The following is a 21,917-nucleotide window of genomic DNA, read 5'->3' on the forward strand; positions in this document are numbered from 1 at the left end:
TATTAAACACGTTCAGTTTCAGATTGATCAGTTCCAAATAACGCGCGTCTTTTTTCCTTAGGAATACTTGGGCATTGGTTGGATATTTGATATAGCACTTTTGCTAAAGCGGCTAAATGTGTGCCTAACACAGATTTCCCTGTATTTAAGAACGATACACTGATATCCCGTTGAGGATCTGCCCAACATAAAATATTCGAGAAACCTAGATGACCAAAAGCTTGTCCAGTATTTGGGCCAAATACACCGATTGGATTACTGCCTAACATCGGACCAAGTGCATAACGCATAGGTGCTAAAAGGTTACGGTCTATTGTTGTATTGGATGTAGGGAGAGTTGCTCTGAAAACCGTTTCTGAATTGATAATTTGCTGATCTTGATAACGACCACCATTGAGTAACATTTCAAAAAAGCGATTGGCTTGTTCAGCACTGGTGTAAATATTTCCTGCAGGACAGACGGTATCCATAAAACGGGGATCATTGGTGACATCCACTGCCAGTTGCAGTCCTCCGCCTAATACACGATTGAGATATAGGTCAGTCCCCAAGACAGGGTGAATCCCAGTTGGATAATTTTTTGCAACTAAATGACGTAGTTCTGGTTTTAAACCATAGTTGAAGAAAGGTAAATTCATTGGTTTTTCAATATGTTCGTGCAAGTAATCACGAATATCTTGTCCTGTTACACGTTCAACCAATTCTCCTAAAATATATCCAGCAGTTACAGCATGATAAGAGAGTTGCGAGCCTACGGGTGCAATCGGTTTTGCTGCATAAAGATGCTCCAGGATCCCTTGACGATCAAATAAAAGCTCTGGAGTGACCTCAGTTTCAATTTTAGGAATACCGCCACGGTGTGATAACAAATGAAATATGGTGGCGCGTCGTTTACCGTTAACACCAAACTCTGGAATATAGCGACTCACTGGATCAAGTAAGTTAATTTTCCCTTGTTGATCTAACAAATGCACTAACATGGCATTAACGATTTTAGAGGCAGAAAACATACAGACCGGTGTTTCTGGTGTCGCAACTTTAGAAGGGTCTGTTTGATAGTTTGGACCAAGTTCTGTGTAACCAATACTGCGATTAATTAATATCTGACCCTTGCGACGTAAACACATACTGATCATTGGATGATTGCCAGTACGATAAAGTGCTTCAACACTGTGCCAAATTTTATCAATTTGCTGTTGCGTCATTCCCCCAAGTTCTGGCGCAACTTCGTCTTTATGAAGAGTGATCGTAGTTAAGTCTTTTGGTGCTATGCACGTATTTGTAGAGAGTAATTTCACGTTCATTCCATGTTTCATTGTTTTTATAACAGGCAAGTTTGCCCTGCCAAAAAACAAAAGTCAGTATCTTTAACGACATGAATTGATGATTGTTTCTGCCAGAAGTTATTGAGCGGATAATTTTGCTTTTTGAGGGGGGTTCCTTTAAAATAGCACGCTGCTGTAGTGATGCACGGCAGTCAATTCCGCTTTGAAGAGCGTCATTGATTTGTATCAAATACTTTTAAATAAGCATCTCGGAGAAATCGAATGGCTTTAACAAACGCAGATCGCGCAGAGATCATTGCTAAATTTGCTCGCGCTGAAAACGACACTGGTTCACCAGAAGTTCAAGTAGCTCTTTTATCTGCTCAAATCAATGACTTACAAGGTCACTTCAAAGAGCACAAACACGACCACCATAGCCGTCGCGGTCTTATCCGTATGGTTAACCAACGTCGTAAGCTTCTTGACTACCTTAAAGGTAAAGATGCTACTCGTTACAGCGATTTGATTGCTGCTTTAGGTTTACGTCGTTAATTCGATTTAAACTTTATTTTCGGATTATTGCATGTTGAATGCTGTATTGCTGAAAACTAAAGGCGATCTAGTTTCGACTAGATCATGGGGAAGGGGCGAATAGTTTCGCTCCTTCTTTGTGTTTAAAAATAGTGTTTCTAGTGAGGTCGGCTTCTAAGCTTTGTCATTTAAAACCTGTGTTGTGAATGCCAAACCTTAGGGGTCTCCACTAGAATAAAATCAGGAAAAAATAGAACATGTCGATGTTTAATATTATTCGTAAAGAATTCCAATTCGGTCAGCACCAAGTTGTGCTTGAAACAGGCCGTGTGGCGCGTCAAGCAAATACTGTTGTGATTACCATGGGTGGTGTGACTGTATTGGTTGCTGTTGTTGCTCAACCGACTGCGAAAGCAGGTCAAGACTTTTTCCCACTGACTGTTAACTACCAAGAAAAACAATATGCTGCAGGTCGTATCCCAGGTGGTTATGGTAAGCGTGAAGGCCGTGCATCTGAAGCTGAAACTTTAATTTCACGTTTGATCGACCGCCCAATTCGTCCGTTGTTCCCAGAAGGTTATTACAACGAAATCCAAGTGACTGCAACAGTTGTATCATCTGACAAAACTATGGAAGCTGATATTGCTGCAATGTTAGGTACCTCTGCTGCACTCGCAATTGCAGGTACACCATTCCGTGGTCCAATTGGTGCTGCACGCGTTGGTTTAATTAACGGTGAATACGTTCTTAACCCAAGTCATGAACAACTTGCTCAATCTGATCTTGATCTTGTCGTTGCGGGTACTGAAGCTGCTGTTCTTATGGTTGAATCTGAAGCGAAAGAACTTTCAGAAGACCAAATGCTTGGTGCTGTATTGTTCGGTCACGACGAAATGCAAATTGCAATTCAAGCGATCAAAGAATTTGCTGCAGCTGCTGGCGCGAAGGAATCTGACTGGGTTGCTCCAGCGAAAAATGAAGACCTTCGTAGTCAATTGAAAGCAGCTTTTGAAGCGAAAATCTCTGAAGCGTATACGATTGCGGTTAAGCAAGACCGTTATGCAGCACTTGATGCACTTCATGCTGAAGCGATTGCTCAGTTCGTTCCAGAAAATGACGAAACTGGTCTTGCTGATGAAGTGAACGAATTATTCGAAGACCTTAAATACCGTACAGTACGTGACAACATCTTGTCTGGTAAGCCACGTATTGATGGTCGTGATACTAAAACTGTTCGTGCAATCGACGTACAAGTGGGCGTATTAGATCGCGCTCATGGTTCTGCATTGTTTACACGTGGTGAAACTCAAGCACTTGTAACAACAACTTTGGGTAACACGCGTGATGCATTAATGGTGGATACCCTTGCAGGTACGAAGACTGATAACTTCATGCTTCACTACAACTTCCCTGCATACTCTGTAGGTGAAACTGGTCGTGAATCTGGTCCTAAACGTCGTGAAATTGGTCATGGTCGTTTGGCACGTCGTGGTGTTCAAGCAGTTCTTCCACCAGCTGATCGCTTCCCGTACGTGATTCGTATCGTATCTGACATCACTGAATCGAATGGTTCGTCTTCAATGGCGTCTGTGTGTGGTGCTTCTTTATCACTTATGGATGCAGGTGTTCCACTTAAAGCGCCAGTTGCAGGTATTGCAATGGGTCTAGTGAAAGAAGGTGAACGTTTCGCAGTTCTTTCAGACATTCTAGGCGACGAGGATCACCTTGGCGACATGGACTTTAAAGTAGCAGGTTCTGCAAACGGTATTACTGCACTTCAAATGGACATCAAGATCGAAGGTATTACTGAAGAGATCATGGAAGTTGCATTGAATCAAGCGTATGCAGGTCGTATGCATATCTTGAATGAGATGAATCAAGTGATTTCACGTGCTCGTCCTGAAATCTCAATGCACGCACCAACATTCCAAGTGATCAGCATCAATCCTGATAAGATCCGTGACGTGATTGGTAAAGGCGGCGCAACTATTCGTCAAATCACTGAAGAAACCAAAGCAGCGATCGATATCGAAGATAACGGTACAGTACGTGTATTTGGTGAAACTAAAGCAGCGGCAATGGCTGCAGTAGCGAAAATCCAAGCGCTTACAGCAGAAATTGAACCAGGTACAATTTACACAGGTAAAGTCATTCGTATCGTTGAATTCGGTGCGTTCGTCAATATCCTTCCTGGTACTGATGGCTTGCTTCACATTTCACAAATCTCGAACGAGCGTATTGCGAATGTGACAGACGTTCTTACTGAAGGTCAAGAAGTTAAGGTACAAGTTGCGGATGTTGATAACCGTGGTCGTATCAAACTTACAATGAAAGACATTGAACAAGCTTAATCATTTAAGCTAATTCTAAGCCTTGTGTGGTGCTTCGTTTAAACGAGTGCTACACAAGGCTTTTTTTATGGCATGATCAAAATGTTCTCATTTAAAAATAACTAAAATGCAAAAGTTTAATTATTATTATCATCAAGATGACGGGTATATTTATCTGAGTGAAGCATTATCGACTGATGTTGATGCAGAATTTATATGGTTGAGTTTTGAACGCCACGAATTGATTCAAAATACAGAGACGTGGCAACGATATATTTTTGAGAACACTGGAATTCTGTTGAACGAATTTCATCTTAAAGATATTCAAAACCTTGAGCATCCTTGCGTATTTGATGCATTAGATGATTATGATTTGTTGATCTTTAAAAAATTAATCACCCCAGATGACCACATTCAAATTCAGAATGGTCATTCAGCTGAACAACAAACTGCGGACATTGTTACAACGCCGGTAAGTTTTGTCATGACATCAAATGTTTTAATCACAGTGCATGAACGAGGTAATCGTGTATTTGAAACATATCTTGAAAGAGTGCAGGCGATTCAAACACGACCTATAGAGCAACAAAATATTCCACGAAAATTAGCACAGAGCCCTGTAGATATTGTGCTTAGATTACTGAATATGATGGTGGATGGCTATTTAGGTTTACGTGTGCCACTAACCAAACGTGTGGAATTTTGGCAAAGAGAACTATTACAAGGAAATCAAAAATTTAATCGATGGAATCAACTGCTGCAAGAGATCACGGCTTTTCAACAAGTTGAAAATTTGTGTGAAGAACAGGTTGAATGCCTACAAGAATTAAGAGATGAAGTTGTCGAAAATTATCATCATATTAAAGCTAAACGTAAGGCAGAGAAGCAAAATTTAATGCTCGTCCGAATGGATGATTTAATTAGCCATATTGAAAGAATACAAAAGCACAGTGTTCGGTTAAACCATGCAGTACAAGCCGCTATCGATTTGCACTTTTCAGCAGTGGCCAATCAAACCAATGAAAATATGAGAATTTTAGCAATTATCACCGCTGTATTTGCACCACTGACTCTTCTTACAGGTATTTACGGAATGAATTTTGAATTTATTCCAGGATTAAACTCACCGCATGGCTTTTGGTATATGCTCACAGCCATGTGTGTGACAACACTTTTGTTAATTTGGTATTTTTATCGTAGACAAATGGTCGGACGCGGTGAAAAAAGTGTGATGGAATTGTTGGCTCAACAAAACCAGCAACAACAACTCGGTTTGTTTGCATTTTTGGAGTATGAACCGATTCAAAAAACATTGAAAGGTACGCTCCGAGAAATGGGACGTTGGACTCGATTAAAATAGTCAACGTCACATAAGGCACTTATGCTTTAAGTCAGAATGATAAGTGCCAGATTCACCGTTATTTTATAATATTAAATTGAAATTACTGGGTAAGGTTCATCTGCGCTTGTTTGAGCAAACGATACATTTCATCTTTTAATTTAAGTTTTTTTCGCTTTAGAAACTCAATATCATCATTAATTACATTAACTGGATTTAGTTCCAAATGCGTAATTTCATGATCTAGCGTTTCATGTTCCTCGAAAATTTTAGCGAAGTGAGGGTTTTCTTCTCTTAAAGGCTGAATAAGTTCACGGAACTCAGGGAAAAGGTTTTTCAGCTTTTTATTGCATTCTTTAACTTTCATTGATGGTTTAATCCTTTCATTCTAATCAATAAAAAATAAATGCATGTAACAGTACATGCATTTATGTGGGCTTGCTTTATTTGAAGTATTTCACTTGCTTGCGCAATTGTTGTACTTCATCTATCAGATCCATCATCATGGCGACGGCAGGGAGACTTGCTTCAAAATCCCGTTGCAAGCGATAAGCTCTCCGTGCTCGAGTAAGTTCTTCACCAAAAAATTGATGGATTTTTTGCTCAGAACGAGCAGGTAGAATCTCATATTCAAGTAATTGCAAAACCCATTCAGGACTTTGTCCGCATGCTTGGGCAAAATGCTTTAAATCAAAAATACATTGGTCATCAATGATTTCAGCCTCTAAATATCCATTTTTGTACACTTCTCGGTACTGAATCGTTGTCATGATTCACCTCCTTCATCACGAGGGTTGAAATGTGTAAATGCTTGAGCAAATTGCTCATATGCCTGTTTTTGCTGCGGGGATTCTGCTCTTGGATAAACAATATTCAGGATTAGATAAAGGTGTCCCGGGGGTGAAGAGGGAATCCCTTTTTCTTTAATACGGAGTTGTTTGCCATAAATTGTATGTTGAGGAATGCTGACTTTGATCTTTCCAGAGGGGGTTTTTAGCTCGATGTCTTGGCCTAAAGCAGCTTCCCAAGGACTAATATTAATGTGATAGTAAATGTCTGCCTGATCGACATATATGCTGTCAGTGGTTTGATAATGGATCTGTATATAAAGATCTCCATTTTCACCGCCCGATAAACCAGCTTGTCCTTGACCTTTGAGTCGAATTTGCTGACCGTCTTTCATCCCTTTCGGGATTCTAATTTCAAGGGTTTTTCGCTGAACTTCAGGTTGTCCATATGCATTAAAAGTAGGTATACGCAATTGGATGGATTGAGTGGCACCTTCAAAAGCGACTTGTAAGGGGACTTCTATACTGGCATGTTGATCTTCACCACGAATCGGCTGGGATTTATATTGGTGTGAGCGCTGTGCATAACCTCCACCAAAACCTGTACCAAAACGCCCAAACAAATCTTCAAAGCCAGAAAATTCATGATTTGTATGGTTTTCACTATCCGAGAAAGGAGACTGACTATTCAACTGATCGAGTTGTTGATCGTACTCTTGTTTTTTTAAAGGATCACTTAATGTGTCATACGCAGTATTAATCGCCTGCATTTTTTTTTCGGCATCAGGTGCTTGACTGATATCGGGATGGTATTTCCGAGCCAGTTTTCGATATGATTTTTTTATTTCCTCAGGACTCGCATCGCGATCTAGTCCGAGTTCCTCATAATAATTATTTGCCATTAAGCAAAAATAACCGTTGATTAACTTTTAATCATTATGAGCAGACTTTCGAAGACTACAATATGTTCAGATGGTGAATAATTGTTTCAATTTCTTACAACCAAAAAAAATCAGCAAGTAAAACTTGCTGATTTTCGAAGAGAACTGTTAAGGATTAACTGAGGTGCTCGCCGAATAGACCGAGTGCTTCTTCAGCAGTAAATCTGTATTGAGTGTTACAGAATTGACAGTCCATGGTAATAGGGTTCTGTTGTTCTAAAATTTCACGCACAGATTCAGCACCCACCTGAATTAATGCTGTAGAGCAACGCTCTTTAGAACATGTACAGCCAAATTGAAGTTGTTCAGCTTCAGGTAGTCTGACTTCTTCTTCATTATATAAGCGATACAAAATTTCTTGCGCATCCAGCTCAGTAAGTTCATCTGTTTTTAAAGTTTCAGTGAGCATGGTTAGACGAGGCCAGATATCTTCATCAACCTTTTGCTGCTCTTCATCATTGTTACGCGGTAACAATTGAATTAAAAGACCACCAGCGCGTTGAGCAGTACTAGCTAAAACGATCTTGGTTGGGATTTGGGCAGATAAATCATAATACTGCATGAGGCATTTAGCTAAATTCGGCTGATCTAAAGGCACGATACCCTGATAGCGTTCGCCAAATTCAGGTTCAATATTAATAAATAAAACTGGACTGACCAAAGTTTTCAGAACGATGCTGCTGTCTGATGCTTCTTCAAAACGTGGATCTGCTTCATATTCAGCTAATCCGCGTACTTCACCGAGGTGATTACATTCAGCCATAGCCCATTTTAAGGTGCCAGAAGCTTGAATTTGGAGGCTAATACGTCCCTTAATTTTAAGTGTGCTGGCCAACAATGCAGTCGCACTGAGCATTTCGCCCAATAAAATTTGAATCGCAGGTGCATAGGCGCGTTGCGCTAAAATTGTTTTAAGCGCATCTTCAAGATGTACGACTTCACCACGAACAGGGCTGTTATCAATAAAAAAACGTTGACGTAAATCAGACATAAAATTCTCCAAATCCCTGTCTAGATGGTGACGATATTGTAAATCACAAGTTAAAACTCTTCATCTCGACAAACATTAATTTGGTTTTGCGAGTGCTTAGCGCGTCGTTCTATAGAACTTACTTCAGAATCAATGGTTTCATCTAAACTTTCTGAAAGTGGTTGATGTTGTTGCGCATCATTTTCAAAAATTTGTTCGAGTTCCGCTAAGAAATTTCGATAGCTTTCAAAGACTTTTTGATCATCCGTATAGATGCGTTGTTGCTCAGCTAATAGACGCTCATCATAGTCTCTAAATATTTCAATACTATGTTGAGCATGTTCTTGACTTAAACCTAACGCGGTTAAGGTGCGAAATGCCATACCGAGTGAAGATAGAAAAGTTTCACGCCAAATATGCTCAATGCCTAAGTCTTTAAGTAAATGCATATGATGTCGATCACGGGCACGGACGATGAGTTTGAGCGTTGGATAATTCAAACGTAAATGGCGAGCGATATTCATCGACATTTCCACATCGTCTACAGCAAGTACAAAGGCCTTAGCATGCTCAATGCCTGCAGATCTCAATAAATCAGGCGAGGAGGCGTCTCCATAATAAATTTTACCACCGTACTTTCTCACAAAATCAATTTTTTCTAAATTATTATCAATGGCTGTAAAGCTGACATGATTGAGATAAGCAACGCGCGCCACTATTTGTCCGACGCGTCCAAAACCTGCAATGATTAATGTCGAATGAGTGTCTGGTAATGGGACATCTTCAGCACTATCAGTCTTTCGATCAAGATATGGAATGAGCCATTGTTGTGCAAGCCAAAAAATGACAGGGGTGAGTGCCATCGAAATTGCAATGATCAGAATCGTAGGGGATAACACTGCTTGAGTAATTAAACCTTCGGTATTCGCAATAGCTAAGATCACATAAGCAAATTCTCCTCCTTGAGCAAGACAAATGGCAATCAATACACTGGTTTTCCATTGAAATTTAAAATATCGTGCGATTGCAACCATGCTTAATATTTTTATGATGATCAGCACGAATGCCCCACCAAAAATGAATAGCGGCTCATCTACGAGGAGATCAATCGGTGTCATCATGCCTACGCTCATAAAGAATAAACCGAGTAATAAACCTTTGAAGGGTTGAATGCTCGATTCCAGTTCATGGCGAAACTCAGAATCCGCGAGTAATACACCTGTCAGAAAAGCACCGAGCGTGGTGCTTAATCCGAGCATATCCATAAACAGAACGACAGCCAAAACAATGAAGAGTCCAGCAGCCGTAATGAGTTCAGTGGCACCACTCTGTACAATGAATCTAAAAAATGGTCGCATCACATAGCGACTAAATAAAAATAAGCCAGTAAACGTTGCAACAACAGCGGCAAAGTAAGCAATACCATGATGTGTAGATTGATTTCCCGCGAGTAGGGGAATCAGGGCGAGTAAAGGAATAGCGGCAATATCTTGAAACAGTAAAATAGAGAAAGATTGTTGACCATGTGCGGTATTCAGCTGCTGCTTTTCTGCAAGTAATTGCATGACAAATGCTGTAGATGATAAAGCAAGGGCAAGACCAATAACGACACTAGCAGCAAGATGCTGTTGGAAGAACAGCCAAATGGTTGCGACAAGAATTATACCTGTGATCAAGACTTGAGCACTTCCAATCACAAATATAGAGTGACGCATATTCCACAAGCGCTGAGGGCGTAATTCTAGGCCAATTAAGAACATCAAGAAAATCACGCCGTACTCAGCTAATTTCATTAATGTTTCGGCATCATTGGTCACATTCAATGCACTTGGACCAAGTAATATTCCTGTAAACAAATAACCTAAGACTGTCGCAATACCAAATTTTTTTCCAAGTGGAACAAGAATTAATGCGGCAGCTAGAAAAATTGTGATTTGTAACAACAATGGCATTGGCCTTCCCTAAAGTGGAATGTTGGACTGATGAAATTGTAATCGTGTCTGCTTTAGCTGTGTAAATTTAATTCAGGTCTTCGACTTTGATAATTTAACTCTATTCATGATTAGCTTAGCTCTTGAGGATCTATATCAATACTGAGCTTCATCGTTGAAGGTTTTTGTTGAAGCACGAATGGCCACCATTCTCGTATATAGAAATGCATTTTTGCACGATCTGATGACAATAAAACCACATGTGCCTGATAACGCCCAGCCTTTCGCTCCATTGGCGCAGGAATTGGACCCCAGATCTCAATCAGCTCACCAGTATGTTGTTGGAGCGATTGTGTCATATTGGTTAAAAAATTGAGATTTTCTTCCTGACTACGCGATTCACAACGTATTAATGCTGCATAGCGCATTGGAGGGAGTAAAGCAGCTTGACGATCATGAAGTGTTTCACGAGCAAAAGCACGATAGTCTTTATTAATGAGCGTGTTGAGTAGAGGGTGATCTGGTCGTAAAGTTTGTAGATAAACCTCACCTTTTTTTTCACCTCGTCCTGCACGCCCTGCAACTTGAACAATCAATTGGGCAGTTCGTTCTGTTGCTCTGAAATCAACACTGAGTAAACCACTATCAATATCTAAGATTGCAACTAAGGTTACATACGGAAAGTGATGACCTTTGGCTAACATTTGCGTACCAAGTAAAATCATCGGTTTACTTTGATGAATTTGCTCGTAAATTTTTTGCCAACTCCCGACACGGCTCGTGGAATCACGATCTACTCTGACCACAGGAAAGTCTGGAAATAAATGTTGTAAATTCTCTTCAACTTTTGCCGTGCCCATTCCAATCGGCTTTAAGGTCTGTTGCTGACAAGAGGGGCATTGATCAGGCAGTCGATTAATCGTCCCACAGTGATGGCAATGCAGGTGCTCATATGGTTTTTTATGAAGCGTAAAATGTGCATCACAATGGGGACAATTGGCTTGCCATCCACAGCTTTCGCAGATCAGGACAGGTGCATAACCACGTCTGTTTAAAAAGATCAGTACCTGTTCTTCTTGATTGAGTCTTTTTTGAATTTCTTTAATGAGTTGTTCGCTTATACCATGCTGTTTTTGAGCAATCTTTAGATCAATTAAATGAATTTTAGGTAAGCTTGCACCTGCAGCACGTTCATCGAGTTTCAGAATCGTTAATTTTTTTTGCTCCACCAAATGATATGAGTCAATACTTGGTGTTGCTGAGCCAAGGACAATGGGGCATTGCTCTAAATAAGCGCGATAGAGAGCAACATCACGTGCATGGTAGCGAAAACCTTCTTGTTGTTTGAATGACAGGTCATGCTCCTCATCTAAGATAATGAGCCCTAAATTTGGCATGGGGGTGTAAATCGCAGAGCGTGTACCAAGAATAATGGAGGCCTTCCCTGTTTGAGCATATTGCCAAGCTTGGAGGCGCTTTGTGTCATTCAGTCCGGAATGCAACAAGACAATATTGCAGTGAAAGCGAGATTGAAACCGACTGATAGTTTGAGGGGTTAAGCCAATTTCTGGTACCAGTACCAATACTTGCTGACCTTTTTGTAAAACCTCTTGCATAACTTGCAAATAAACTTCAGTTTTTCCGCTTCCAGTTAAACCATCGAGTAAAAATGCTTGATAGCGATTTTGTGCTTTTAAAATGGATTGAATAGCTTTTTTTTGATCATCATTTGCAGTCAATGGCATTTGAGCCAGCTGTACAGGTTCAGGACTAAAGTCCTGTTGAATCAATTCACATTCGACGATTTCTTTCTTTTCAAGCGCTTTTAATGTTGCTGTTTCCACACCACTTAAATTCAGTATCGTCTCGGCAGTCCCTTGAGGGTGTAGCTTTAATATTTTATAAGCCTCTTGTTGTTTTAAAGATCGAGCCACTTTCTTTTCAGCGTCTAAATTTAAAACTTTCCAAGAGTGAGCTAATAAATTATAGGGTTTACCCTGCCTTAAAAATGTCGGCAAAGTGGTATGCATGACTTCCCCAATGGGAAATTGATAATATTGAGCAGACCACTGCGCGAGCTGAATGATCGTAGCATTGAGTATGGGTTGCAGATCTAAGATTTCAGTGATGGTTTTCAGTTTGATTTTCGGATCTAATGGCGTTTCCGGTGCGATCTTTTCAAGTACGATTCCGACTAAGTTTTGACGACCAAACGAAACAAGAACACGGCAACCTATGTGTATAGTTTGGTATTGTTCTGCAGAAACTTCATAATCAAAACAATCATATAGATAAACTGGCACCGCGATGCGCACTCGATAAACAATTTGGCTTAATTCTGAAATATTTGTCATATATAGTCGTCGATCAATATGGTGAAAACTTATCGTGGATAACCAATGCTTGTGATAGAGTGTTCAAGTTGTTGCAAGTGATCAATATGAATGAAGAGAACGGTCTAAGGCAACTCTTAAGACATCATAATTAGGAAAATTAGAGCATTATCATGCCCGCATATCAATATACTGCCATCGATGCTTCAGGAAAGCAGCAAAAGGGTGTGCTAGAAGGTGATTCAGCCCGACAGATTCGACAACAGCTTCGGGATAAACAATGGATTCCAGTACAAGTTGATGCTGTAGAACAAAAAGACAAGCATCGAACTGGTGGTTTTTTTCAAAAAAAATTTACAGCTTATGACTTAGCTTTGATGACTCGCCAATTATCTGTATTAGTTGCTGCGGGGATCCCACTTGAGGAAGCATTAAGAGCAGTTGCCAAACAAAGCGAAAAAGCTCACGTGCAAAATTTGATGTTATCTGTACGATCAAAGGTTTTAGAAGGTCATTCATTGGCTCAAGGGATGCAACAATCTGGCAGATTCCCTGAACTTTATATTGCAACGATTGCTGCTGGTGAACGATCAGGACACTTAGATCTTATTCTCGATCAATTGGCTGATTACACTGAAAATCGCTTTGCGATGCAAAAGAAGATTCAAGGTGCAATGATTTATCCTATTATTTTGATGTTGATGTCTTTCGGTATCGTAATGGGACTCATGACCTATGTAGTACCAGATATCGTTAAAACTTTTGACCAAAGTAAAGATGCGCTACCTTGGATTACGGTTGCTTTAATGAAAGCCAGTGATTTTATACGTCAAGCTTGGCCATTTGTATTGGTTGCATCGGCGTTGGGATTCTTTCTATTGGTGCGTTTTTTAAGGACTGCCGCAGGGCATTATGCTTTTGATCGTCTCACGTTGAAGTTGCCATTATTTGGAAAACTATCACGAGGTATTAATGCCGCCCGCTTTTCAAGTACCTTATCTATCTTAACGCAATCTGGTGTTCCTTTGGTCGACGCGTTAAAAATTGGTGCAGCAGTAAGTAGCAATTGGGTTATTCGAGATGCAGTCAATGTCGCGGCTGAAAAAGTCACAGAGGGTGGAAATCTGGCTACGCAACTTGAGCGCTGTGGTTATTTTCCACCGATGATGGTGCAAATGATCAAAAGTGGTGAAGCCTCGGGTGAGTTGGATCGAATGTTAGAAAGAGCTTCGACGATGCAAGATCGAGAGGTTACTACATTGATCTCAACATTATTGGCGTTGTTGGAACCACTAATGTTGGTGTTAATGGCTGCGATTGTATTGGTGATCGTGATTGCTGTCATGTTGCCAATCGTCAACATGAACAATATGATTTAAACAGATTCAATAAATTCTAATAATGAATGAAATAGCGAGTGAAAACATGCGAAACAAGATGAAAATGCGAAAACAATCTGGTTTTACCCTGATCGAAGTGATGGTAGTGATTGTGATTTTAGGTGTGCTTGCAGCACTGATTGTGCCTAATGTCATGGGTCGTGGTGAGAAAGCGAAGGTTGATACCACAATCATTACACTGAAAGGTGTTGCAGGTGCATTAGATCAATACAAATTAGACAATAACCAATATCCATCGATGCAAGATGGTGGCTTGGATGCCTTAGTCAATCAACCAGCTTCAGCAAAAAATTGGTTACCTGGTGGTTATGTGAAGGGTGGTTATCCTAAAGATAGTTGGGATAATGATTTACAATATGTGATTCCTGGTTCGGAAGGTCGTGCATATGATCTTTATTCATTCGGCGCAGATGGAAAGCAGGGTGGTGAAGGAAATGATGCTGATATCTTTTACACACCATAAATGAAAATCATTATTAAAAACCATTCATGGTATTAATCACTTCACTTAATCGAATTAATAAATATTGAGTGAAGTGATAATCTTTATTATTTAGAAATATTAACCCAAATAATTGATAATTATAATGTTTAAAAATAAAGGGTTTTTGAGATTTATAATAAGAATTATTCCCATATTTAATGGTTACAAGAAACAGAAAATATGAAGAAAATTAGGCTTTTTATTTTAATTATTCCCTGCATAATGGAGCTAACAGCTTAGCTTGATAATAAGGGGGAATGATGAAAGCATTAATATTGTCAGATGAAATCAATTTATTTCATTGGACTGTGCTCAAGTCTGCACTGCTTATTTTGACCTTATTGCCTATCAGTCATCTATTTATTAATCTTTGGTCAAATGCAGACGCAAGCAGTCAAATCATGATCGGATTTATGGCGATTAGTGTATTTAGTGCGATTACGATTTTAAGTTTTTATAGTGCACTTAAGGCATCTGTTTTGATGCTGTCTGATGTTTCTTCAACATTTGAAGCGCTGCTCATTAAAATTTATCGATCTATTCCCATGTTGAGTTTGATGGCAATGCTGTCTTACCTCACAACACAAATTTAAAAAAACCGAGCATATTTGCTCGGTTTTTTGATATAGAACGTATATTTGATTTGAATCAAGTGTTATCGACGAGATTTAAAACTGACATCGACAACACGTGGTCTAAAGAACCAACCCATCATCAATAAAATCAATGACAATCCCAATATTGGCCAATCACTGAATCTCGTATACCAAGTTTGCCCTTGCATTGCAGGTAGATCACCACGAAGAACCGCTTTTTGATCAATTGGGGCTTGGCTGACGATTTCCCCTTTGTGGTTGATAAAAGCAGTCACACCTGTATTGGTTGCACGAATAAACCAGCGTCCATTTTCTTTTGCTCGCATTTGTACCATTTGTAAATGTTGCCAAGGACCAGCCGTACCCGTAAACCAAGCATCATTTGAAACGGTGACGAGGAAATCACTATTTAGAGCATTGCGTCGGGTTAGGTTCGGGTAGGCAACTTCATAACAAATCGCAGCAGCTAATTTGTGATTGTGAATTGAAAATGGAGCTTGATCCTGCGGACCACGCGAAAAACCGCTCATTGAAGGATCATTTTGAAGTGCAGGTAACACCCAACTTAACAGACCAGACAGCGGAATATATTCACCAAAAGGAACGAGACGCTGTTTTTTATATAAGCCTGTAGCTTCATCACCGGATGCCATCATGGAGTTGTAATAACGCGGATAACCCAATGCCTTAGATTCATTTAAATCCCAATATGGAATACCTGTTACCCAAGCTGTGTTGGTACTTTTGGCTTGCTGATCCATTGCATCTAAAAATGGTTCAATATCTGATTGAAACATTGGGATAGATGATTCAGGCCAAACCACCAAGTCACGTCCCCATTCTGAACGTGTTAATTGTGCATAGATTTCAAGTGTCTTTACTTGATACTCAGTTAACCACTTTAAATCTTGAGGGATATTACCTTGGATTAAAGAAACGCTCAGCGGTGCTGATTTTTTTTCTTCAACAAAAGTTAAATGGGATGCGCCCCATGCACCTAGTAATACAATTGAAACTGGAATAGCCCAAAAGTAGCGTTTTCGTAGGAGTTCAACAAGTGCAGATGCAATGAGAATGACCACGAAAGAAACTGCAAATACACCAAATAAAGGTGCATAGCTATCTAAGAAGCGTTCGGTAAAAGCATAACCTGCAAATAACCAAGGGAAACCAGTAAATACCCAAGTTTTTGCCCATTCAAAGAATACCCATAAAGGGGCAAAAGTAAGTGGTGTTTCTGGAAAGAATCGACGATATATCCAAGTTTGTATTGCAGTAAATAGCCCCATCACCAAGGCCATAATCGCAATCATGATGACACTTAAAAACGCAGATGTATCACCATACACATGGATAGAAGTGTATAACCAGAATGCACCTACAAACCATAATCCAAAACCGTAAGCCCAACCGATGAGGAATGCTTGTTTAGAATTCCGCTTACTGAGTGTGGCATATAGCAATGCTGGCGATAATATTGCCAGCCACCACCAATAAAAAGGTGCAAGTGCGAGACTAAAAGTCGCACCTGCTGTTAAAGCGATAAGGAGTGGGTAAATGAAAGGTAATGATTTTTGTTTTTCTGAAGGACTCAATAATTTTTGAAAATAGGCTCTCATTTACGCACAGCTCGAATCAGATGAATAGTACGGACATCTGCTTCCACAATGGTAAATTCCCAATCTCCCAATTCAATCACTTGGCCTTGAAGATCGCTTACTAAACCAATTTCTTGCAGTAATAGTCCACCCACAGTTTCCACTTCATCATCGGAAAATTCAGCATTTAAAACATTGTTAAAATGTTCAATTGGTGTAAGTGCTTGAACTAACCACGTGTTACTGCTGTTGCTGGTTTGATCTGGAACAATGAAATTGGCTTCTTCATCGACATTGTCATGTTCATCTTCAATTTCACCCACAATTTCTTCAAGAATATCCTCAAGTGTCACTAAACCCGAAGTAGAACCGTATTCATCAATCACAATCGCAATATGTGTTTGAGTGTTTTTTAGCATTCGGAGCACTTGATCAGAACGCGCGCTTTCAGGCACAAAGATCGGTTGGCGCATCAGCGAATGTACATTTACTTTCGAATCACGATCTTTTAAGAAAGGTAAGAGGTCCTTTGCCAAAAGGATACCAATGACGTTATCAGGTTGATCTGTTGAAAATACAGGGAAACGTGAGTGTGCTGACTCGATGAGAACATCAAGAATATCCAATAACTCATCATCTTCTTGTAAGCTAACCATTGAAGTTCGTGGCGTCATGACTTCACGAATTTTAGTCGCTGGAAGGTCAAAGATTCCTTCGAGCATCGCTACTGTATCTGGTTCGAGTAGTCGACGTGAATCTTGTACAATTTTTAACAGTTCATCTCGGGTTTCTGGGGCTGTGCCTAACCATTTGCGTAAGCCACGCATACCCCACGATGTACCTGATTCCTCTTGCATGATCTTTCCTAAAGACTCTTCAATTGAAAAAATAAGTTTTAATCATACCGAAGAAAATACGCTTGTCTATTGGTAAAATTTTGATTCCTAATGATCTATTTGATCATAGACCACTGTATTTGGAGTCTTTTTCTGAATTTGGGAGTGAAAAGATTGAATTATGATAAAATAATCGCCCAATCTTTTTAGGGCGATATTGAATGTCTGATTCTCAAGTTCAACCTCAAATCCAGTTGAATACACGTGGTTTACGTTGTCCAGAACCGGTGATGATGTTACATCAAGCCATTCGTAAATCTAAGTCTGGTGATGTGGTGGAAGTATTTGCAACAGATAATTCAACTTCTTGGGATATTCCTAAATTCTGTATGCATCTTGGTCATGAATTGCTGTTGCAAGAAGAACGTTTAGATGAAAATGGGAACAAAGAGTTTCATTATTTGGTGAAAAAAGGTTAGACCGTCGTGAATTAACGATTGAAACAATTCATATCGTTTAAAATTGATTTTTTCGTGTACAATTTGGGTTAAGAATATCTAAATAATAATGATTAACTCATTTTGACATGAAGAATTTCATCAATAATATTCAGGGTGCGATTGAACAGCTCGGTCTAACCGCCCAAAACAGAGCCCTCCACATCCAATTCAGTCATTCACAACTGAATAGCCAAGTCTTCCTACAACGCATCGATGGCAGCCATGTCCTTAACGAAGGCGTGCAAGCAGAACTCATCTGTCTCTCGACCAATGCCTTAATTCCACTCAAACAATTCATCGGCACACAAGTGGCCGTCGATCAAGTCACTGATCAAGGAACCCTGTTTAGAACCACTGGCATCATCACCGAAGCCTCACAAGGACAAAGCGATGGAGCACTGACCCTCTACAAACTTACGCTTAACGATGCAACTTCACTTTGGCACAAACGCCGCAACAGCCGCGTATTTATGAACAAATCCGTGGTCGAAGTGGTGGAAATCCTCTTTGAAGAATGGCAAAACAAAAGCCCACTCTTTGCCTCTAGCCTTAGCCTAGACCACAGTGGACTACAACAACAATACGACATCCGCCCCTTCATCATGCAAAGCAACGAAAGCGACTACGACTTTCTGACTCGTTTACTACGCAGTGAAGGCATTAACTGGCTCATTGATGAAGCCCAACCGATTGTACCGAGCAACAACAGCCCGATCGAAGCACAAAAGCTCCGCCTGATTGACGACAACAGCCAATACCAAGCCCTTAACCGACGCAACATCCGCTACCACCGTAGTGATGCGACAGAACAATTTGATACCATTACCAGCTTTATCGGACAACGCAGCCTACAGCCCACTGCAGTCCACCTACAACGCTGGCAAGCCACAGCCCTCGAACAAGAAGAAGGCGCAGGCTCAGTACAAAGCAAACACCAACACAGTGACCACCAAGACAATGCCAGCCTAGGCCTCGAACAAGCATGGCACATCAGCCCTGCATGGATCCAAGACCTCAAAGGCGAAGACCAAGCCACCGCCTCAGGCAACAGCCAAGTCGAAAAACTCAACCAACACCTCAGCGACTACTACGCCGGACAAAGCAAACAATTCATCGCCAAAGCCAGCGTCAGAGACAGTCAAGTCGGCTACTGGTTCAGACTCGATGGACACCCAGAAATTGCACAACACAGCGGAGCTGACCAGGAATTCCTCATTGTAGGCAAACGCTACTACAACCAAAACAACCTACCCAAAGACTTAGACCAACAAGTCCAACAACTGCTACAACGCAGCCAATGGACGCCAAAACACAAGACAAACACCAACCAAGCAACCCACACGGACCAAGAACGCCAAGCCAGCGAACTCATCCTACAACGACGCAACATCAAAACCGTACCCGAATACAACCCCTTACAACATCGACCCAGCACCCATCCGCAACGCGCCAAAGTGGTGGGACCTGCAGAAGAAGAAATCCATGTCGATGAATGGGGACGCATCAAAGTACGCTTCCTATTTACCCGAGCAGAAGACCACCAATTTGATGGCGGTGCCGGCAGTAACAACAACGACACCGATTCAGCTTGGGTCGATGTACTGACCCCATGGGCAGGCGAAGGCTATGGTGCACGCTTCCTTCCTCGAATCAATGAAATCGTAGTTATCGACTTCTTTGACGGCAACATCGACCGTCCCTTTGTGGTGGGCCGCCTACATGAAGCCCAACGCAGCCCAACCCGATTTGACAGTCAAGGCCAACTGCCGGACACCAAAAAACTCGCAGGGATTAAAAGTAAAGAAGTCCAAGGCGAAGGCTATGGACAACTCCGCTTTGATGACACCACAGGACAAATCTCCACCCAACTGCAAAACACCCACGGGGCGAGCCAACTCAACCTAGGGAATCTCAGTCATCCCAAAGCAACCGCAGAAAGTGAAGGACGAGGCGAAGGCTTCGAACTCAGAACTGACCAATGGGGTGCAGTACGAGCAGGCGAAGGCATACTCATCTCCACCTACAAACAAGAACAAGCCAAAGCAAACCATCTCGATGCAAGCGAAGCCAAACAACAACTCGAAAGTAGCTTAAACAACGCCAAAGCCTTAAGTGAAGTGGCAAAAAATCAACAAACTGATCCACTGAGCTTACTCGAAAACCTACAGGGCTATCTCAAGAACTTAGAGAGCGAAGACCAAAGCAAAGCCGCGGCCTTCAAACAAGCGATCATGCTTTTGGCTTCACCAAGTTCAATTGCCGTAGAAAGTAACGAAGACATCCACCTCAGTGCAGATGGACAGATCAACCAAATTGCACAAGGAAGCATCAACACCAGTACCCAAGACAGCATACTTAGCCATGCCAGCAAAAAGATCAGCTTATTTGCCGCTCAAGAAGGAGCACGACTGTATGCAGGGAAAGGGAAGATTGAGATTCAAGCTCAAGGGGATGGCGCGGATCTGATTGCCAGAAAGGGGGTGCAGATTATTTCGACGGAGGCAAATGTCGACATCACCAGTGCGAAAGAAATTGTACTGACCGCAGGTGGTTCACAGCTAAAAATAAATGCTTCAGGGGTATTTCCTACGACTGGCGGTAAGTTTGAGGTTAAGGCAGGACAGCATTTGTTTGTGGGGGGAGCAGACGTTGGATTTAATATGCAAGGACTACCTGCATATGAAATATATAATGAAAAATTCCAAATCCTTTTGCCGTCGGGTGAGCCTATGAAGTTTATTGACTATAAGGTTTCTACGAGTGATCAAGAATTTATTGCACAAGCGGATAATAAAGGTAAATCTAAACGTATTAATACCAAAGGCGAAGAAGGTTTAACATTGAATTTAAACTGGATGACTTTAGAGGTAGTTGAGAGCGAAGGAGATGTGGAATAATGGGAGGTGATCTAGACTGGAAAAGTAATACCAATACGACTGAAAATAGTTGCAAAATAGCACAGTGTGATTGTTTGACTTTTTGGGAAGTATATCAGCAAGTAGCGATGCAGCGTCTTTCAAATTTAAAAGATGCTAAACAAAACTTATATAGACTTGAAGAAGGTTATGAAGCACGAGCAAGAAGAATAGCGGCAGCATACGCTAAAATTTTCTTAGAAAAAGAGATAAATGGTAATGTAAATTTAAAAGGTCGTTATTACTGGATGGGTTTGGGTGCATTTGCATCTAAAACAGTTGCTAATGTTTTTGATCATTGGGGAAGTCAGACAGGTTATTCTGCTCCTATTATTGTAGATACTATAAAAGAACCAATCGATCTTTTTGCTTTAGGGAATTTGTGGCTATTTATGGATATTGCCCCTTGGCATTATGCTTGGAGCACTTCATCAAAAACCTTTGATAGTTGTAGAACCCAAAGAAATATTTCAAAATTTACTCATATAAAAAAAGAAGTCATGAATCTACCATGGTCAAGTTGTTTGCCAGAGATTAATTACTTAGGAAGTACAAAGCAAATCAAAAATGCTTTTGCTTTGTTGCCTGAAATAGAGGCTATTTTTTTACAAGCAAAATCTGAAAAGCAAAAATATACTAATGCTAAAACTCAATTATTTGCTCATTTAATGGCTATTGCAGTTCAGGAACAATTTAATATCTTGCAACCTGTTGTTTGGAATAAGGCTTCCGCGAAATGGGGGGCAGAGAAGCAAAGAAGCTGGTATATGGGCTGGGCAATGCCAGATGCAACCTTAGTTTTGTCAAGCGATTATGATGTGGATGAAGTTAAAGAGGGCTGGTTCTCTAGTAGTGATAAGGCTAAGCGAGCTAGCGAACTGCCTGAAGAAGTTTATATTTCACCTTTTAGTGATACAAAGGCGGAGAATTACGATAGTCGTATGATTTGGATTAAAAAAGCCGCTGAAAAATATCACCGTTTAATGTTGGATGATAAAGGGCGTGCCTTTTTACATCAGGAATTAAAAACAATAACGGGGTGGAGTCAGAGCAAAGCAAACTTTCTCTTTGGAATACATCCAAGTAGTAATGAAGGGAAAAAATAACGATTTTTTTAACAAAAGTTTCAATATGAAAAATTATCTAAGTTTAATTTTTGG

General features: G+C 40.6%; 18 protein-coding genes. 9 read left to right on the forward strand and 9 right to left on the reverse strand.

Annotation, left to right across the window (positions count from 1 at the left end; all coding sequences use genetic code 11):
• Positions 1-2: 2 nt before the first annotated feature.
• Entirely contained in the window at positions 3-1,298 is a 1,296-nt protein-coding gene (locus AC1M9P_RS03675; protein ID WP_481586752.1) for a serine hydrolase domain-containing protein, read from the reverse strand.
• Between the two features lie 249 nt (positions 1,299-1,547).
• Here AC1M9P_RS03675 and rpsO point away from each other — a divergent pair, with 249 nt between their 5' ends.
• The 3 genes from rpsO to AC1M9P_RS03690 all read left to right on the forward strand — a co-directional run bounded on the left by rpsO (position 1,548) and on the right by AC1M9P_RS03690 (position 5,486).
• Entirely contained in the window at positions 1,548-1,817 is a 270-nt protein-coding gene (rpsO, locus tag AC1M9P_RS03680; RefSeq protein WP_035264047.1) for a 30S ribosomal protein S15, read from the forward strand.
• Between the two features lie 242 nt (positions 1,818-2,059).
• Positions 2,060-4,147, forward strand: coding sequence for a polyribonucleotide nucleotidyltransferase (gene pnp, locus AC1M9P_RS03685; protein WP_481586814.1), 2,088 nt, complete (start codon positions 2,060-2,062; stop codon positions 4,145-4,147).
• Positions 4,148-4,253: 106 nt separating this feature from the next.
• Positions 4,254-5,486 carry a magnesium transporter CorA family protein gene (locus AC1M9P_RS03690; protein ID WP_481586753.1) on the forward strand — a complete coding sequence of 411 codons (1,233 nt, stop codon included), beginning with the start codon at positions 4,254-4,256 and terminating at the stop codon, positions 5,484-5,486.
• An 82-nt stretch (positions 5,487-5,568) separates the two neighbouring features.
• Here the strand turns inward: AC1M9P_RS03690 and AC1M9P_RS03695 are convergent, their stop codons facing one another.
• From AC1M9P_RS03695 to AC1M9P_RS03720, 6 genes are all read right to left on the reverse strand, one after another.
• Entirely contained in the window at positions 5,569-5,832 is a 264-nt protein-coding gene (locus AC1M9P_RS03695) for an HP1242/YdcH family protein (RefSeq protein ID WP_481586754.1), read from the reverse strand.
• 76 nt (positions 5,833-5,908) lie between these two features.
• On the reverse strand, positions 5,909-6,235 hold the full coding sequence (locus AC1M9P_RS03700) for a chaperone modulator CbpM (protein WP_035264056.1): 327 nt from the start codon (positions 6,233-6,235) through the stop codon (positions 5,909-5,911).
• Entirely contained in the window at positions 6,232-7,155 is a 924-nt protein-coding gene (locus tag AC1M9P_RS03705; protein ID WP_481586755.1) for a DnaJ C-terminal domain-containing protein, read from the reverse strand. Before AC1M9P_RS03705 ends, AC1M9P_RS03700 begins: the two co-directional genes overlap by 4 nt.
• 154 nt (positions 7,156-7,309) lie before the next feature.
• Positions 7,310-8,185 (reverse strand): Hsp33 family molecular chaperone HslO, encoded by an 876-nt coding sequence (gene hslO / locus AC1M9P_RS03710; RefSeq protein WP_092767221.1) that lies wholly within the window; start codon positions 8,183-8,185, stop codon positions 7,310-7,312.
• A gap of 50 nt (positions 8,186-8,235) precedes the next feature.
• A complete protein-coding gene (locus AC1M9P_RS03715) occupies positions 8,236-10,116 on the reverse strand; it encodes a monovalent cation:proton antiporter-2 (CPA2) family protein (RefSeq protein WP_481586756.1) in 1,881 nt (626 codons plus the stop codon).
• Between the two features lie 110 nt (positions 10,117-10,226).
• Positions 10,227-12,449: a primosomal protein N' gene (locus AC1M9P_RS03720; protein WP_481586757.1), complete on the reverse strand. Its 2,223-nt coding sequence runs from the start codon at positions 12,447-12,449 to the stop codon at positions 10,227-10,229.
• A gap of 152 nt (positions 12,450-12,601) precedes the next feature.
• Here AC1M9P_RS03720 and gspF point away from each other — a divergent pair, with 152 nt between their 5' ends.
• The 3 genes from gspF to AC1M9P_RS03735 all read left to right on the forward strand — a co-directional run bounded on the left by gspF (position 12,602) and on the right by AC1M9P_RS03735 (position 14,905).
• On the forward strand, positions 12,602-13,807 hold the full coding sequence (gene gspF / locus AC1M9P_RS03725) for a type II secretion system inner membrane protein GspF (RefSeq protein ID WP_035264068.1): 1,206 nt from the start codon (positions 12,602-12,604) through the stop codon (positions 13,805-13,807).
• 46 nt (positions 13,808-13,853) lie between these two features.
• Positions 13,854-14,291: a type II secretion system major pseudopilin GspG gene (gene gspG, locus AC1M9P_RS03730; protein ID WP_092767409.1), complete on the forward strand. Its 438-nt coding sequence runs from the start codon at positions 13,854-13,856 to the stop codon at positions 14,289-14,291.
• Positions 14,292-14,572: 281 nt separating this feature from the next.
• Positions 14,573-14,905, forward strand: a complete 333-nt coding sequence (locus tag AC1M9P_RS03735; RefSeq protein WP_481586758.1) for a hypothetical protein — start codon at positions 14,573-14,575, stop codon at positions 14,903-14,905.
• Positions 14,906-14,967: 62 nt separating this feature from the next.
• Here AC1M9P_RS03735 and lnt read toward each other — a convergent pair whose 3' ends face one another.
• Together lnt and AC1M9P_RS03745 are read right to left on the reverse strand one after the other, a co-directional pair.
• On the reverse strand, positions 14,968-16,527 hold the full coding sequence (lnt, locus tag AC1M9P_RS03740; protein WP_481586759.1) for an apolipoprotein N-acyltransferase: 1,560 nt from the start codon (positions 16,525-16,527) through the stop codon (positions 14,968-14,970).
• On the reverse strand, positions 16,524-17,363 hold the full coding sequence (locus AC1M9P_RS03745) for an HlyC/CorC family transporter (protein WP_092767211.1): 840 nt from the start codon (positions 17,361-17,363) through the stop codon (positions 16,524-16,526). The genes lnt and AC1M9P_RS03745 overlap by 4 nt, the downstream gene beginning before the upstream one ends.
• 200 nt (positions 17,364-17,563) lie before the next feature.
• On the opposite strand from AC1M9P_RS03745, the gene tusA reads away from it, so the two are divergent.
• From tusA to AC1M9P_RS03760, 3 genes are all read left to right on the forward strand, one after another.
• Positions 17,564-17,821: a sulfurtransferase TusA gene (tusA, locus tag AC1M9P_RS03750; protein WP_179998829.1), complete on the forward strand. Its 258-nt coding sequence runs from the start codon at positions 17,564-17,566 to the stop codon at positions 17,819-17,821.
• A 107-nt stretch (positions 17,822-17,928) separates the two neighbouring features.
• Entirely contained in the window at positions 17,929-20,739 is a 2,811-nt protein-coding gene (locus AC1M9P_RS03755; RefSeq protein ID WP_481586760.1) for a type VI secretion system Vgr family protein, read from the forward strand.
• Entirely contained in the window at positions 20,739-21,863 is a 1,125-nt protein-coding gene (locus AC1M9P_RS03760) for a DUF2515 family protein (RefSeq protein ID WP_481586761.1), read from the forward strand. The genes AC1M9P_RS03755 and AC1M9P_RS03760 overlap by 1 nt, the downstream gene beginning before the upstream one ends.
• The last annotated feature ends 54 nt before the right edge of the window (positions 21,864-21,917 follow it).

Source organism: Acinetobacter sp. 25-47-122 (assembly GCF_056779695.1).

Bases quoted from the DNA above. Each gene is read 5' to 3' on its own strand.
- rpsO (WP_035264047.1), top strand. From the start codon at position 1,548: ATGGCTTTAACAAACGCAGATCGCGCAGAGATCATTGCTAAATTTGCT.
- pnp (WP_481586814.1), top strand. From the start codon at position 2,060: ATGTTTAATATTATTCGTAAAGAATTCCAATTCGGTCAGCACCAAGTT.
- AC1M9P_RS03690 (WP_481586753.1), top strand. From the start codon at position 4,254: ATGCAAAAGTTTAATTATTATTATCATCAAGATGACGGGTATATTTAT.
- AC1M9P_RS03695 (WP_481586754.1), bottom strand. From the start codon at position 5,832: ATGAAAGTTAAAGAATGCAATAAAAAGCTGAAAAACCTTTTCCCTGAG.
- AC1M9P_RS03700 (WP_035264056.1), bottom strand. From the start codon at position 6,235: ATGACAACGATTCAGTACCGAGAAGTGTACAAAAATGGATATTTAGAG.
- AC1M9P_RS03705 (WP_481586755.1), bottom strand. From the start codon at position 7,155: ATGGCAAATAATTATTATGAGGAACTCGGACTAGATCGCGATGCGAGT.
- hslO (WP_092767221.1), bottom strand. From the start codon at position 8,185: ATGTCTGATTTACGTCAACGTTTTTTTATTGATAACAGCCCTGTTCGT.
- AC1M9P_RS03715 (WP_481586756.1), bottom strand. From the start codon at position 10,116: ATGCCATTGTTGTTACAAATCACAATTTTTCTAGCTGCCGCATTAATT.
- AC1M9P_RS03720 (WP_481586757.1), bottom strand. From the start codon at position 12,449: ATGACAAATATTTCAGAATTAAGCCAAATTGTTTATCGAGTGCGCATC.
- gspF (WP_035264068.1), top strand. From the start codon at position 12,602: ATGCCCGCATATCAATATACTGCCATCGATGCTTCAGGAAAGCAGCAA.
- gspG (WP_092767409.1), top strand. From the start codon at position 13,854: ATGCGAAACAAGATGAAAATGCGAAAACAATCTGGTTTTACCCTGATC.
- AC1M9P_RS03735 (WP_481586758.1), top strand. From the start codon at position 14,573: ATGAAAGCATTAATATTGTCAGATGAAATCAATTTATTTCATTGGACT.
- lnt (WP_481586759.1), bottom strand. From the start codon at position 16,527: ATGAGAGCCTATTTTCAAAAATTATTGAGTCCTTCAGAAAAACAAAAA.
- AC1M9P_RS03745 (WP_092767211.1), bottom strand. From the start codon at position 17,363: ATGCAAGAGGAATCAGGTACATCGTGGGGTATGCGTGGCTTACGCAAA.
- tusA (WP_179998829.1), top strand. From the start codon at position 17,564: ATGTCTGATTCTCAAGTTCAACCTCAAATCCAGTTGAATACACGTGGT.
- AC1M9P_RS03755 (WP_481586760.1), top strand. From the start codon at position 17,929: ATGAAGAATTTCATCAATAATATTCAGGGTGCGATTGAACAGCTCGGT.
- AC1M9P_RS03760 (WP_481586761.1), top strand. From the start codon at position 20,739: ATGGGAGGTGATCTAGACTGGAAAAGTAATACCAATACGACTGAAAAT.